We start from the raw sequence: 13,617 nt of genomic DNA, 5'->3' as shown, positions 1-13,617 counted from the left end.
GTATGAGGGCTGCAGTGCCAAGGATGCGCTGCCCCGCCTGTTCCAGCGCACTGTGAAGGGCGAGTTCGATTACTGACCCGCTTGCCTCCATGCACAAAGTAAGCCCCCGCCGCATACAATGGCGAAAAAAGGGGAGGTGCTTTGTAGCATGGCCAGTTGTTTTGACATTAGCATCATCGACGCCTGGAACACCGGCGCCGAGAACGTGACCGACGGCAGCGTGGACGATTACGATTTTGATTGGGGAAGCGAGGAACCCCCCTCCTGCGGTTGTTGCAGAACCTGCCGCACCTGTCAGCCGGTGGAGAATCCTTCCTGCAGGTGCCGCGAAGATTGCCGTACCTGTCAGCCGGTGGAGGAACCTCCGGTTGATGAGTGTGTGACAGAAGAAAACGGAGAGGATTACCCGGTGGTCCAGCTGTAACAGAATGTATCAAAAGGGCAGAGCCTGGCTCTGCCCTTTTGATGTGTATTGCTTGACGAAGCGGTTAGAATAAGGGATAATAAAAGGTACGATACATCGGCAGCCCGCCGCGCGCGGCAGGGCAGCAGACCGAATTTTATAAAGGGAGAAAACGACCCATGGCACATTATTATTGTTTGTTGTTGGATATGGACGGCACGCTGCTGGACTTTGAGGCAGCGGAGCACAAGGCAATCCAGGAGACGCTGGAGCATTTTGAACTGCCCAGCGATCACGAGACCGAGATGCTCTATGTGGAGATTAACAAGGAGCTTTGGGCCGCGCTGGAGAAGGGCCAGATCAAGCGGGACAAGCTGGTGGTGGAGCGATTTGCACGCCTTTTGAAAAAGCTGGAGCGAAAAGGCTCTGCTGCCGAAATGAGCGCCTATTATCTGGATCGTCTGGGCAGTCATCCGGATCTGATTCCGGGCGCCCTGGAAGCTGTGCGTGAGCTTTCTGAAGTGGCAACCCTGGCCATTGCTTCCAACGGCGTGGCCAAAGTACAGGCCAGCCGCCTGCGGGATTCCGGCCTGGAGTCCTATATGGACGAGGTGTTCGTCTCCGAGAAGATGGGCGTGGAAAAGCCCAATCGCCGTTTCTTTGAGCAGGCCATTCGTGCTTTGGGCATCGAGCATCGGGACCGGGTCCTGGTGGTGGGCGACAGCCTGAGCGCGGACATCAAGGGAGGCCAGAATGCCGGGCTGGCCACCTGCTGGTGCAACTTCCACCAGCAGCCGGAACCGGAAGAGGGCAATAAGCCTACTTATACCATCCATAATTGGCAGGAGCTGTATTCCATTGTAATGGAGGAGGATGAGCTGCAAAATGTCGGACTTAAAAACCGAAAGCATCAGTTTTAAATCCAGCAACGGCAAAGACACCATCGCCGGATACATCTACACCATGCCGGATATCGCCCCCAAGGCAATCCTGCAAATCAGCCACGGCATGTGTGAACACATCGAGCGCTACCGGGAATTTGCCGAATTTATGGCACAGCATGGCTTTGTGATATGCGGCAACGACCACTTGGGCCACGGAAAAACCAGCGGGGAAGAGGGCATTGACGGATATTTTGGCGAGAAGGACGGGCGCTTTTATGTGCTGCGTGACCTGCACACCATGAACCTGCTCACCCGCAAAAAGTACCCGGATCTTCCGTTGATCCTTCTGGGGCACAGCATGGGCAGTTTCTTCGCCCGATGGTTCGCCGCAGAGTATCCGGACGCAATGGACGCACTGATCATCAGCGGAACCGGCGGACCAAACCCGCTGGTGAATGCAGGAATCGGCATCAGTGGCTGGATTTCTTCTGTAAAGGGTCATACCTTTACATCAAAGCTGGTGAACAAATTGGCCTTCGGTACCTATCTAAAAAAGGTGCCGAAGCCCCGTACCCCCTACGACTGGATCAGCCGGGATGAACAGATCGTGGACCGCTACAGCGCAGACCCTAAATGCACCTTCGTGTTTACGGTAAGCGCCTTTCATGAGCTGTTTTCCACCTTGAAGCAGGTGAGCAACCTGCAATGGGCACAAAAAATTCGCCGGGATCTGCCCATCTGGCTCTTCTCCGGCGACATGGACCCGGTGGGTGACTACGGCAAAGGTGTGAAAAAGGTGGCAGAAATGCTGCGGCAAGCGGGTGTAAAGGATGTTCGCCTTACACTGTATCCGGGCGGCCGTCACGAGATGCTGAACGAAACAAATCGCCAACAGGTCTATCAGGATCTGTTGGCCTGGGCAGAAAAGAGCCTGGAACGGAAGGAATAAACAAGAGTAGTTAAGAGTAATAAGGAATCATATGCTCATATCGTTACAAAATTTAGGAAAAAGCTTTGGCGACGCCGTTGTCCTGCACGCCATCAACGCCACAGTGGAAAAGGGTGAGCGCATTGGCATCGTAGGCGAAAACGGTGCCGGTAAAACTACCCTGCTCAAGGTGCTTTGCGGCGAGTACCAGCCCGACGAAGGCGAGTACCAGATCAGCCGCGGGGTAACTCTGGGCTACCTGGAACAGAACAGCAAGCTGGACCCAACCCTGGATGTATATGGTGAGATGCGCAGCGCATTTGCGCCGGTGCTCAGCGCCATGGAACAGATGCAGGTGCTGGAAAACAAGCTGGAAAAGAACCCTGGCGACGAACAGCTGCTTGCAAAGCATGCGGAGCTTTCGGCAGTGATCGACGCGGCGGATGGCTATCATATGGATATCCAGATCAAGAAGGTTCTCAGTGGTATGGCCTTTGGCCCCGAAACCTACACCAAAGGCGTGGCGGTGCTCTCCGGCGGTGAGCACACCCGCCTGCGACTGGCAAAGCTTCTGCTGCAGCGGCCGGATCTTCTGATTCTGGACGAGCCTACCAACCATCTGGATTTTGCCACCATGGAATGGCTGGAGGAATATCTGAAGGCCTATTCCGGTGCAGTGCTGGTGGTCAGCCACGACCGTTACTTCCTGGACTCGGTATGTACCCGGATCTGGGAAGTAGAGGACCATCAGCTCACCAGCTATAAGGGCAATTACTCCGCCTACCTGCCCCAGAAGGAGGCAGCGGTAGCATTGCAGCAGAAGCAGCACGATGCCGATGTGGCCAAGGCGCAAAAGCTGGAGGACTACATTGCCCGGAATCTTGTGCGTGCTTCCACCACAAAGATGGCTCAGAGTCGCCGCAAGCAGCTGGAAAAGATGGAGATCACCGAAAAGCCCCGCAGCGGGCCCCAGCAGCTGAACTTCAAATTTGAATTCGATGTTACTCCCTACAAAGAGCTGCTTACCATCAAGAATCTGAGCGTAAAGATTGGTGAGCGGGTACTGCTGCATCCCTTTGATCTGCAGGTGCTGCGTGGCGAGCGGCTGGTAATCGCTGGTCCCAACGGCGCGGGCAAATCTACCCTGATGCAGGTGCTGGACGGCAAACGCAAGCCCTCCGGCGGCATGGTGCGACTGGGTGTGGGCGCAAAGGCCAGCATCTTTGAGCAGCAGCAGATGCGCCGGGGCGGCCGTGTGATCGATGCCATCTGGGATAAATGGCCCCGTTTTACCGAGCTGGAGGTGCGCAATCATCTGGCCCGCTTCGGATTCCGGGGCGAAGAGGTGTTCAAAAGCTGCAGCGCCCTGTCCGGCGGCGAGCTGGCCCGTCTGCGCTTTTCTGAGATCGTGCTGGAGCGGCCCAACCTGCTGTTCCTGGACGAGCCCACCAACCATCTGGACATCTACACCCGCGAAAGCCTGACCCAGGCGCTGATGGCTTATGAGGGCACATTGCTGCTCATCACCCATGACCGGTATCTGATGAACAGTCTGGAATGCCCCATCCTGTATGTGGAGGATGGAAACGCCACCCTTTATCCCAGCTACGAGCGGATGATGCACCGGGAAGACCCGGCAGCCGCCGCTCCCAGGGAGGAGAAAGAGAAGGCGCCCGCAGGCAAAGCGGCTTATGGCAAAGAGCAGCGCCGCCGCAAAGCGGAGCTGCGTACCCGTATCAAAGCAGTGGAGGACGAGATCGAAACTCTGGGCGCACACATTGTGGAACTGGAAAACGAGATCGCCAGCCCCGAGGTATTGCGCGACCATGTTCTGCTGCGGGATAAATGCGACGAGCTGGAAGACAGCCGCTTTCATCAGCAGGAACTGTTCGACGAGTGGGAAAAGCTGCTGGAAGAACAGGAGCAGTATGAACAGACCGAGTAAGCCATTCCGCTTCTAGAAAACCATAAGATGAAAAAGGCTCACGGCAGATATGCCGTGAGCCTTTTTACGTTTGTTTTCAAGTCTGGCTATGGATTTCCCGTCCGGGAGGGAAGATCAGGCGGATGCAGGTACCTTTGCCCGGAGCACTTTCCAGTTCGATGCGGGCGTTGTGATAGGCCGCACTGTGCTTTACGATGGAAAGTCCCAAACCAGTGCCGCCAATGGCCTTGGAATGGCTCTTGTCCACACGGTAGAACCGTTCAAATACGCGCTCGTGGTCTTCTGCGGGGATGCCAATGCCATCATCCTTTACCGCAATGGCGGGACCATCCGGTGTGCGCTTTACGCTCACCCATACATGACCGCCTGGCTTGTTGTATTTGATGGCGTTGTCGCACAGGTTGAACAGCATCTCATCCAGCACCGGAAGCACGCCCTCAATCACCACCGGTTCGCCCTCCACCTGCAGCGTTACCTGCTGTTTTGCAGCGGGATTTTCCAGCTGGATGCGGGTGTTCTGCGCCAGCTCCAGCAGATCCACCGGAGCGGCAGTATAGGGAATGGAGTTTTCGTCCAGCTGCGACAGCTTGATGATATCACCCACTAGATGAATCAGCCGCTGGGATTCGTCGTAAATCTTCCCAGCAAAGTGGGGCACATCGTTGGGATCAATCAGGCCGCTTTTCATGATTTCTGCAATGCCGGAGATGGAGGTCAGCGGTGTTTTCAGCTCGTGGGAAACATTAGCACTGAACTCCCGGCGAAGCGTCTCACGTTCCTGCTTTTCGGTCACATCCAGTAGTACAATTACCGTACCGGTAAGCTGGTCCTGCTGGTAGACCGGGTTGGCAAACAGCTGACACATCCGGCCGAACAGAGGAATCAGTGTTTCAGTGTGCTGACCCTCCAGAGCATCCCGAATGGCGCTGTTCAGCTCTTCAATGGGGCTATGGGTCATATCCCGGCCCATCAGAGGTGCTTCTGCATGAAGCAGCTGCCCAGCGCTGGTGTTATGGGAAAGCACCGTACCGGTGCGGTCCAGCACCAGAAAACCCTCTTTCATATTTTCAGTAATGGAGGCGAAGCGCTCCTGCTGTTCGCCCAGCTCCATCAGCTGTGCCTTGATCTGCCGGTTCTGATGGTTTAACCGGCGCAGAAGAGGAGTGAGTTCCTCGTAGTCCTCCGGCACCTGAGGGTGCTCCAGATCAATTTCGTTCAACGGGCGGGTCAGCCGGTGAGATACCTTGTAGGAGATCACTGCCGAAAGCACCGCGCCGAAGGTCAGAATCAAAAGGATGGGCTGAATCAGCAGCAGGAAAATGCCCATGCTGGAATAATGGGTACAGGCAATGCGCAGCACATCACCGCTGGGCAGCAACAGTGCCCGATAGAGTGTCTTTTCCTGCAGAGTGGTGGAATAACGCACGCTTTCGCCGCTGCCGGTCGCAAGCGCCTGCTTTACCTCTTCCCGGTCTGCGTGATTTTCCAGCGTGGAAGCGTCCAGGGAACTGTCATACAAAACCGTACCGTCGGCGTCGATCAAGGTGATCCGACTGCTTCCCGGGTCGATGGTGGAAAGGAAATCTTCCCCAAATTGGGATACCCCGCGGGAAAGATATCCCAGTTCAGTGGTAAGCTCAGTGGCCAACTGCTGCTCAAAATAGGGCATCAGAATGGCGATCAGGATGATCATGCCCACCAGAAGGGTGGAGAGGGTAACAGTAAGGATGGCGCTGAAAAGCCGTTTTGTCATACGCCATTCTCCCGAATCCGATATCCGGTCCCGCGCACGGTCTCAATGTAGCTGCCGCATTCGCCCAGCTTCTGGCGCAGAGTCCGGATATGTACGTCCACTGTGCGGCTTTCCGCCTCGAAGGTGTAGCCCCAGATCTGATTGAGCAGCTTTTCCCGGGTGAATACAATGCCGGGTTGCTGCATCAGAACGCTGAGCAGTTCAAACTCCTTGTGAGTCAGCGAGATTTCTTCTTTGTTCACAAGCACCTGATGGCGGGCAGGGAAGAGCTGAATTTCACCCACTTGATACTCGTCCGGAGCGGTCTGAGGCTTGGCACGGCGCAGCAGAGCGTTCACCCGGGCCACCAGCTCCATCATGCCGAAAGGCTTCGGAATATAGTCGTCGGCACCGCTGTCCAGGCCGGTCACCCGGTCGTACTCACTGCCCTTGGCCGTGAGCATAATCACCGGCAGTTGGCTTGTGGTGGAGTTGGCTCGCAGACGCTTCAGAATATGAATGCCGTCCTCTTCCGGCAGCATGATATCCAGCAGCAGCAGATCCGGCATCTGCTTTTCCATCTCTGCCCAGAACAGCGATGGCAGGTCAAAGCCCTTGGCTTCGTAGCCGGAACGATTCAGCGTATAGGTAACCAGCTCACGAATGCTGTTGTCATCTTCCAGAATATAAATCATAGGGTTCAAGGCCTCCTTAAAATCGTTGCTCATTTTAAGTATAAAACATCTGCTCGCGCTTTTCACTAGTTCAATGTAAAAACTACGTAAAAACGGAGGAGCACAATGCTCCTCCGTTTTCGATAAAATTAATTAGGAATATTCAGGCAGCTCAGGAATGTGCTTTCCTTGAAGGACTGGAAGTTGAACAGCAGCAGTACCTCATCGTAGCCTTCCTGCTGGGCAAAGTCCGCCACACTCAGGCCAAAACCACGGGGATCAATTACGCCGATGCGGGCATAATTTGCAGTCAGATAGGGAATGAAACTGTTGGCGTAGCTGTCCTTCACCACCAGAATGCTGCCTTCACCGTCGCCTTCAATGGTGGAGTAGCCGTTGTTGCCATACAGGAACATGGCATACTTGTCGCCTGTCTCCAGCTTGGACTTATCATACATGGTGGCGGTGAAGTTCTCGGTCAGCTCAAAGGTGGGAGAAACATTCCATACGGTCATGGCGTTGGGCAGGTCCCGATACGCGATGGTATCCGGTTTGCTCTTCCAGTACAGCGCCTTGGAATAGCTGGTGCCATAGAAGCCGGGCACGGTGGTGTAGTCGCTCTCGCTTACCTCCATGGGGGTAAGACCACGCATCTGACAGAACTGCTGATAGGCAAGATAGGCGCCGTAGCTGGTCCAGTGATGGTCGGTGTCGTAATACAGCTGCACATCGTCCTTGGCCGCGGTAAAAGGCTCCCGCAGATCCAGACTGTTGGCCTCGCCCACGGTGGAGAAGATTGTATCCAAGCGGGCGTTTTCGTCCAGCATGGGGGTGTTGGCAGGCAGCTCCTCAGCGTTGATTACACTGGAGGAGGGAGCCAGCAGGAACGTGACCTGACCGGGGAATTTTTCGATGAACTGCTGCACCAGCGTGGTGTTCTTCTGTAACAGTTTTTCCTCGGTGGGGGTCAGAGCGAACATCTTGGTAAACAGCGCGTCGTTTTTGCCGATCATCGCGCCGCCAATCTCTTCCTTCTGGAACAGCAGGCTTTCGCACAGGCTCTGAGCCTTCAGCCAGCTGTCGCGCACGATCACCTGATCCTTGGTGTACTCACCGTATTTGGCGGTCCATTCATTTTTCACCAGGCTGGAGAAGCTGAAGTCAGGGAATTGAGCAAGCGGCCGACGCTCCAGCTCGGATTCCGCACGCTTGGGCCAGAGCCCGTCAGCAATCATAAAGCAGAAAATAAACAGGAAAAACAGCACCAACAGGGGATACTGCTTCAGCTCTTTCAATTTTTCTTTCATGCGATCCCCTCCCTTAGAAACGGAAATACAGGAACGGGCTGTTGGTGGATGCCACAATATAGGCGATGCACATCAGCAGCAGGGCGAATACTACAACGATCTTGAGTACCGTATGCTTTTTCAGCCAGTCGTAGATGCGCAGGGGCACCGGAGTGCAGCAAATGATCGCCACCACCAGCAGTACGCCGTAATTGCGCAGAAAATACAGGCAGGAAACACCGCCGGAGGGAATGAACAGCTTCTGCATCAGCAGAGCCAGGCCCACGCCGTCCTCGTTACCCACGAACAGCGCCCACCCCACAGCCACCAGCAGCAGGGTATAAATGTGAGGCCAGATACGCCCGGTCTGGAGCTTTTTCAAAAGGAAGATTTTCTCGATGGCCAGCAGAATGAAGTAATAAATGCCCCAGAAAATAAAGTTCCAGTCGGCACCATGCCAGATGCCGGTCAAAGTCCAGACCACGAACATATTGAAGATCTGGCGCTTCAGGCCCCGGCGATTGCCGCCCAGGGGGATGTACACATATTCCCGGAACCAGCCGGACAGAGTCATGTGCCAGCGCCGCCAGAAATCGGTAATGCTGCGGGCGATGTAGGGCATGTTAAAGTTCATGGGGAAATCGAAGCCCAGCATCTTGCCCATACCGATGCCCATCAGCGAGTAGCCGGAGAAGTCAAAATACAGCTGCAGGGAATAGGCCAGCAGACCCAGCCAGACCAGCGGGGTGCTCGCATTCGCCAAACCCACACCAGCCGAGGTAAGAACATGCTGATCGTTGTAGGTGCCGATGATATCATACCACAGCTTGCTTACGGTATCCGCAATCAGGACCTTTTTCGCCAGGCCGAATACAAACAGGCAGATGCCCTCTTCGATCTGCTTGAGGCGGTAGCGGTCCTTGTACACGTGAAGCTGCGCGGCCACATCCCGGTATTTCACGATGGGACCGGCAATCAGCTGGGGGAACATAACCACATATGCACCGAAATCAATGATGTTGTGCTCAGCCTGCACATCCCGACGGTATACGTCGATGGAGTAGCTCATGGTCTGGAAGGTATAGAAGCTGATGCCCAGGGGCAGCACGGTGGCTGCTTCCACCATGCCGATGGAAAGCCCGGTAACCGCATTGATGGTGCCGATGATGAAGTTGGTGTATTTGAAAAACACCAGCATGGACAGGCTGCCCACAATGGAAATAATCAGAAAGACCCGGCGCATCTTGTCTGAATGATCGAATCGTTCAATTGCAAGGCCGGAGAAGTAGTTGATGAGGATCAGCACGACCATCACCGGGAAGAAGCGTACCTCGCCCCAGGAATAGAACACCAGGCTGCAAACAAACAGAGCCAGGTTTTTCAGCTTGTAGGGGGCAATGTAGTACAGCGCCAGTGTGATCGGCAGAAAGCGGAATAAAAACAGAATGGTACTGAACAGCAAGCTTGCGACACTCCTTTACAAAAAAGGCCGGTACCGCCGTCTGGTGGTACCGGCCAAAAGCATTGTCTTGGTGGGGGATTATTTCAGTGCTTCATCCAGAGCGGTGTCGATGGCACTGTAATCTGCACCGTTGGTGTTGGCAACCACCATCACAACGTAGTCGCCCTGCTGAACGATACGGGCATCCTTGGCAGCGGCTTCCTTATCGGCAAACTCTGCATACAGGCCGCCGGTGGAGATGCTGGTCTTGTAGGCTTCCATATCGCTCTTGACCGCGTCGCCCTTGCCTTCCACAGCCTTCACGGCAACAATCAGAGCGCTGTCGGCCTGATCGTTGGAAACCTTGCCGGCGTATTCTTCGATGTCATTCTTGTCAAGCATCATGTCCAGAGTAATGAAGTTGTCGTCCACATCGCGGGGATTGGCAACGGGGTTTGCGCTTTCCACGGCGGTAACGATGTCGTTCAGGTTATATGCTTTGCTGCTGCTTGCCTGGCCGCCACAGCCGACCAGCCCAAGAGCGAAAACAGCGGCAGACAGAGCAATCGCGATGAGTTTTTTCATAGATTCTTCTTCCTTTCCTGGAAAGTTATGTAATTGATTTTATACTATATTAAATGGAAATGCAAGCTGTACCGGTAGCATTGACAGAAAATTTACACTTTATTCACCGGGGCCATAAGCGGATGCGCTTGACAGAACCGCCCGGGCATTTTACAATCAAACTGGATTGTTATCGCCTCAAACAGGCACTATATTATAAGGAGAGTTTGAATTCATGCGTTCTTCGCAAAACAAAACAAGACAGATTGCGCTGTCCGGCCTTCTGTTCGCTTTGGCGATGGCGCTTTCCTTTGCGGAATCCGCCATTGCCCCCATGCTGGGCCTTATGCCCGGTGTAAAGATTGGTCTGGCCAACATCGTGGTTATGTATGCGCTGTTTTTCATGGGGGCAAAGCAGGCACTGAGCCTGGCACTGCTGAAGTCCTTCTTTGTCATGCTTACCCGCGGCGTGGTGGCCGGGTTTTTGTCACTGTGCGGGGGATTGCTGTCTCTGCTGATCATGTGGGTGCTGTTCCGTTTGTTCGGCAAGCACATCACCTATTTTATTCTTTCGGTCTGCGGAGCTCTGGCCCACAACATCGGGCAGCTCATCGGTGCCAGCATTGTGCTCAGCAGCACATTGGCCCTGACCTACGCCCCAGTGCTCATCGTTTCCGGCCTTGCCATGGGGCTTGTGACCAGCTCCAGTCTGTCTGCTTTGCTGCCTGCACTGGGCCGGATGGGCTTTAATATTAAGAAATTGTAATTTTTTCAAAATAATCTGAAAATAGTGCTTGACGAAACTATACTTTGATGCTATACTTTAGCTATAACAAAGAACGGTTCCTATTTACGAGCCGCTTCTGAGTCAATGAGCTGAAATTTAAAATATTGGAGGATGAATACTATGTCCAAGTTTGTTTGCACCGTATGTGGTTACATCGCCGAGGGCGCTGCTCCCGATTTCTGCCCCGTTTGCAAGGCTCCCAAGGATAAGTTCGTTGAGAAGACCGAGAACACCTACGTGACCGAGCACGTGGTTGGCATTGCCAAGGAGGGCGTTCCCGAGGAGATCATCGAGGGCCTGCGCATGAACTTCAACGGTGAGTGCAGCGAGGTTGGCATGTACCTGGCTATGAGCCGCGTTGCTGATCGCGAGGGTTACCCCGAGATCGCTGAGGCCTGGAAGCGCTACGCTTTCGAAGAGGCTGAGCATGCTGCCAAGTTCGCTGAGCTGCTGGGCGAGGTTCTGACCGACAGTACCCAGAAGAACCTGCAGATGCGTGTTGACGCTGAGTGCGGCGCTTGCTCCGGCAAGATGGACCTGGCCAAGAAGGCTAAGGAGCTGGGCCTGGATGCTATCCACGACACCGTTCACGAGATGGCTAAGGACGAGGCTCGTCACGGCCGCGGCATGCAGGGCCTGCTGAACCGTTACTTCAAGTAATTGGTTCCCGGTTACTGACCGAATACACCCAAAGCCCTTCCGGCTGCGGAGAAAGCTGAAGATCCGACGGCGTGACTGGACGAAATTGTGAGGAGGGAAGGAAGCTGATCTGCCCGTTGGTTTCCAGAACGGCGGATTCCAGCTGGTTCAGGTCAAAATAACCGGCCACTCGGCATTGGCTCAAAAACTCGTTCAGATCCAGTCGGGCACGCAGCAGGTTTTTGGGATAAAGCCTCCCGTTTTGATAAAGCACCACCGGACGTCCATTGAAAAAGCGACGCAGGGCGATGGATTTGCAGGTGAACCAATCAATGCACAGAGCAGCAATTCCGTAAACCACCGTGGCGGTTAGCGGCTGCCACCAGGCCTCCAGATCGGTGGCCAGCTCCGCGGCAATGGACCCGATGGTGATGCTGGTTACGTAATCAAACAGACTCATCTGGCCAATCTGACGCTGCCCCACCAGCTTGCACAGGCCAAACAAGACTACGATGGAAACCAGGCTTGTGATGGCGATTTTTCCAACTTCGCTATAGATCTGCATAATATCCGGCCTTTCTTGCGGCAAGGCGGCCGCGGTATCCTGTTGTAAGGATGAACAAATCCTCTGTGATTTATTCATGAAAAGCAAGGCTTGGCGAATCTGGCTGAATTATGTATAATAGGTCCATCATATCAAAGTGCGCGGCAGCGCGCTGACAGGAGGGCATAGCCGTTGCGGCATGTTTTTATTGTAAATCCCGTTTCCGGCAAAGCGGACGCCAGCGGAGTGCTGGTTCCCAAGATCATTCAGGCGGCAGCTCGGCAAGGAGTGGAGTACGAGATCCTTCTGACTGAGCGGCCTGGTCATGGAGTGGAGCTGGCACGGCAGCAGGCAGAATCAGGGGAGTCTGTTCGTCTGTATGCTTGCGGAGGCGATGGGACTCTAAATGAGGTACTGCGGGGTGCTTACGGTTATAAAAATGCCCTGGTGGCTTGCGTTCCCTGCGGCAGCGGCAACGACTTTGTGCGCAATTTCGGGGGCAGCGCGTCGTTTCTGGATCTGGAAAACCTGATTCAGGGCGAAGCGGTTACCATGGATCTGATCGAGACTGATCAGGGTCTGGCAGCCGCCATCTGCTCTGCCGGTCTGGACGCCCAGGTTGCCTACGGAATCCCGAAGTTCCGACGGATTCCTCTGTGCGGTGGCTCCATGGCTTATAAACTCTCCATATTGCAGGCGGTCAGCGGGCCTCTGGGTCACCGGCTGCGAATCTGCGCGGATGACGAGACCATTACCGGCGACTTCTTGATGCTGGCTCTCTGCAACGGCTCCACCTATGGAGGCGGCTTTTGGGCTGCGCCGCAGGCCTGCATGAACGATGGCCTGCTGGACCTGGTTCTGGTGCGAAAGATCGGTCGGCTGCAGATTGCCCGCCTGATCGGCGACTACCAGAAAGGCCTGCACATGCAGGGTGACCAGGTCGCTCCGGCCTACCGCGATATTATACTGGCAAGAAAAGTGCGTCGCCTGCAGCTGGACACCCTGGATGGCAATCCCATCGTCGTGACAAGGGACGGGGAATGTGCCCCGTATACCAGCCTGCAGGCCCATGTGCTGCCTGCCGCGGTACAAATCGTGCTGCCGCGTTCCGTACTGAATGCGGAGCTGCCCGCGCTGCGCAGAGATGCTGCCCATAATTAAATGAAAAAGGCAGTGGGAAGGAATCAGAGGATTTCGGCCCGCAGCCTTTTCTTTGTGCGAAACAAAAAGCAAAACCAAGCAGCAAAGCAGATGTCGATATTGCTAACAAAGAAAAGGAAGTGTGCCGAAAAAGCTTGCAGAACGCAGAACAAAGAGATCAAGCAGGTAAAATCATGGTTTGTTCACAAAAAATTTTTTATTTATCCACTTGATTTTTCCGGGAAGAGCGACTAAAATATACATTAGCACTCAGGTAGAATGAGTGCTAAACAAATTTTTGTTATCATTAAATTTATTTTTGAATAGGAGGATATCTTCCATGAAAATCAAGCCTCTTGCAGATCGCGTTGTGATCAAGACCGTTGAAGCCGAAGAAACCACCAAGAGCGGCATCATCCTGGCCGGTTCCGCCAAGGAAAAGCCCCAGGTGGCCGAGGTGCTGGCAGTTGGCCCCGGCGGCATGGTAGACGGCAAGGAAGTGGAGATGATCGTCAAGGTAGGCGATAAGGTCCTCACCAGCAAGTACTCCGGCACCGAGGTGAAGGTGGACGGCGAGGAATGCACCATCGTGCGCCAGAGCGACATCTTGGCCATCGTGGAGGAGTAATTTCCATCCTCCGTTTTCAAAA

The 13,617-nt window shown here is 54.4% G+C and carries 14 protein-coding genes; 8 read left to right on the top strand and 6 right to left on the bottom strand.

Going from position 1 to position 13,617, the window contains the following annotated elements; translation table 11 throughout:
• Window positions 1–148 precede the first annotated feature (148 nt).
• The 4 genes from J7G73_RS07660 to J7G73_RS07645 all read left to right on the top strand — a co-directional run bounded on the left by J7G73_RS07660 (window position 149) and on the right by J7G73_RS07645 (window position 4,160).
• On the top strand, window positions 149–424 hold the full coding sequence (locus tag J7G73_RS07660) for a hypothetical protein (protein WP_291243547.1): 276 nt from the start codon (window positions 149–151) through the stop codon (window positions 422–424).
• A gap of 158 nt (window positions 425–582) precedes the next feature.
• Window positions 583–1,323, top strand: coding sequence for a YjjG family noncanonical pyrimidine nucleotidase (locus J7G73_RS07655; RefSeq protein WP_087293409.1), 741 nt, complete (start codon window positions 583–585; stop codon window positions 1,321–1,323).
• Window positions 1,289–2,236 (top strand): alpha/beta hydrolase, encoded by a 948-nt coding sequence (locus J7G73_RS07650; RefSeq protein WP_291245821.1) that lies wholly within the window; start codon window positions 1,289–1,291, stop codon window positions 2,234–2,236. Before J7G73_RS07655 ends, J7G73_RS07650 begins: the two co-directional genes overlap by 35 nt.
• Before the next feature lie 31 nt (window positions 2,237–2,267).
• Window positions 2,268–4,160: an ABC-F family ATP-binding cassette domain-containing protein gene (locus J7G73_RS07645; RefSeq protein WP_291245820.1), complete on the top strand. Its 1,893-nt coding sequence runs from the start codon at window positions 2,268–2,270 to the stop codon at window positions 4,158–4,160.
• Between the two features lie 76 nt (window positions 4,161–4,236).
• Here J7G73_RS07645 and J7G73_RS07640 read toward each other — a convergent pair whose 3' ends face one another.
• From J7G73_RS07640 to J7G73_RS07620, 5 genes are all read right to left on the bottom strand, one after another.
• Complete coding sequence (locus tag J7G73_RS07640) at window positions 4,237–5,913, bottom strand: ATP-binding protein (protein ID WP_291245819.1); 1,677 nt, start codon at window positions 5,911–5,913, stop codon at window positions 4,237–4,239.
• Window positions 5,910–6,587 carry a response regulator transcription factor gene (locus J7G73_RS07635; RefSeq protein ID WP_087184392.1) on the bottom strand — a complete coding sequence of 226 codons (678 nt, stop codon included), beginning with the start codon at window positions 6,585–6,587 and terminating at the stop codon, window positions 5,910–5,912. The genes J7G73_RS07640 and J7G73_RS07635 overlap by 4 nt, the downstream gene beginning before the upstream one ends.
• 128 nt (window positions 6,588–6,715) lie before the next feature.
• The gene (locus J7G73_RS07630; RefSeq protein WP_291245818.1) at window positions 6,716–7,873 is read right to left on the bottom strand and encodes a DHHW family protein; all 1,158 of its coding nucleotides are present in this window, start codon (window positions 7,871–7,873) and stop codon (window positions 6,716–6,718) included.
• Window positions 7,874–7,886: 13 nt separating this feature from the next.
• Complete coding sequence (locus J7G73_RS07625; RefSeq protein WP_291245817.1) at window positions 7,887–9,314, bottom strand: MBOAT family O-acyltransferase; 1,428 nt, start codon at window positions 9,312–9,314, stop codon at window positions 7,887–7,889.
• Window positions 9,315–9,392: 78 nt separating this feature from the next.
• Entirely contained in the window at window positions 9,393–9,878 is a 486-nt protein-coding gene (locus tag J7G73_RS07620; RefSeq protein WP_291245816.1) for a DUF4358 domain-containing protein, read from the bottom strand.
• Between the two features lie 214 nt (window positions 9,879–10,092).
• Between J7G73_RS07620 and J7G73_RS07615 the strand changes: the two genes are divergently transcribed.
• Both J7G73_RS07615 and J7G73_RS07610 read left to right on the top strand, forming a co-directional pair.
• Window positions 10,093–10,623, top strand: a complete 531-nt coding sequence (locus J7G73_RS07615) for a Gx transporter family protein (protein ID WP_291245815.1) — start codon at window positions 10,093–10,095, stop codon at window positions 10,621–10,623.
• 141 nt (window positions 10,624–10,764) lie between these two features.
• A complete protein-coding gene (locus J7G73_RS07610) occupies window positions 10,765–11,304 on the top strand; it encodes an NADH peroxidase (protein ID WP_058963037.1) in 540 nt (179 codons plus the stop codon).
• Here J7G73_RS07610 and J7G73_RS07605 read toward each other — a convergent pair.
• Complete coding sequence (locus J7G73_RS07605; protein WP_291245814.1) at window positions 11,297–11,848, bottom strand: DUF421 domain-containing protein; 552 nt, start codon at window positions 11,846–11,848, stop codon at window positions 11,297–11,299. The genes J7G73_RS07610 and J7G73_RS07605 overlap by 8 nt on opposite strands.
• Before the next feature lie 171 nt (window positions 11,849–12,019).
• Here J7G73_RS07605 and J7G73_RS07600 point away from each other — a divergent pair, with 171 nt between their 5' ends.
• Window positions 12,020–12,988, top strand: a complete 969-nt coding sequence (locus J7G73_RS07600) for a diacylglycerol kinase family protein (protein ID WP_291245813.1) — start codon at window positions 12,020–12,022, stop codon at window positions 12,986–12,988.
• 319 nt (window positions 12,989–13,307) lie between these two features.
• Window positions 13,308–13,595, top strand: a complete 288-nt coding sequence (gene groES, locus J7G73_RS07595; RefSeq protein ID WP_058963032.1) for a co-chaperone GroES — start codon at window positions 13,308–13,310, stop codon at window positions 13,593–13,595.
• Window positions 13,596–13,617 lie beyond the last annotated feature (22 nt).

Source organism: Allofournierella sp. (assembly GCF_017889395.1).
In the GTDB taxonomy this organism is placed as follows: domain Bacteria; phylum Bacillota; class Clostridia; order Oscillospirales; family Ruminococcaceae; genus Allofournierella.
The sequence above is the reverse complement of the archived record's forward strand: the minus strand, read 5'-3'. Positions and strand labels throughout refer to the sequence as shown.

Coding starts and splice junctions, on each gene's coding strand:
- J7G73_RS07630 (WP_291245818.1), bottom strand. CDS start 7,873: ATGAAAGAAAAATTGAAAGAGCTGAAGCAGTATCCCCTGTTGGTGCTG.
- J7G73_RS07635 (WP_087184392.1), bottom strand. CDS start 6,587: ATGATTTATATTCTGGAAGATGACAACAGCATTCGTGAGCTGGTTACC.
- J7G73_RS07615 (WP_291245815.1), top strand. CDS start 10,093: ATGCGTTCTTCGCAAAACAAAACAAGACAGATTGCGCTGTCCGGCCTT.
- J7G73_RS07605 (WP_291245814.1), bottom strand. CDS start 11,848: ATGCAGATCTATAGCGAAGTTGGAAAAATCGCCATCACAAGCCTGGTT.
- J7G73_RS07650 (WP_291245821.1), top strand. CDS start 1,289: ATGTCGGACTTAAAAACCGAAAGCATCAGTTTTAAATCCAGCAACGGC.
- J7G73_RS07620 (WP_291245816.1), bottom strand. CDS start 9,878: ATGAAAAAACTCATCGCGATTGCTCTGTCTGCCGCTGTTTTCGCTCTT.
- J7G73_RS07660 (WP_291243547.1), top strand. CDS start 149: ATGGCCAGTTGTTTTGACATTAGCATCATCGACGCCTGGAACACCGGC.
- groES (WP_058963032.1), top strand. CDS start 13,308: ATGAAAATCAAGCCTCTTGCAGATCGCGTTGTGATCAAGACCGTTGAA.
- J7G73_RS07640 (WP_291245819.1), bottom strand. CDS start 5,913: ATGACAAAACGGCTTTTCAGCGCCATCCTTACTGTTACCCTCTCCACC.
- J7G73_RS07610 (WP_058963037.1), top strand. CDS start 10,765: ATGTCCAAGTTTGTTTGCACCGTATGTGGTTACATCGCCGAGGGCGCT.
- J7G73_RS07655 (WP_087293409.1), top strand. CDS start 583: ATGGCACATTATTATTGTTTGTTGTTGGATATGGACGGCACGCTGCTG.
- J7G73_RS07645 (WP_291245820.1), top strand. CDS start 2,268: ATGCTCATATCGTTACAAAATTTAGGAAAAAGCTTTGGCGACGCCGTT.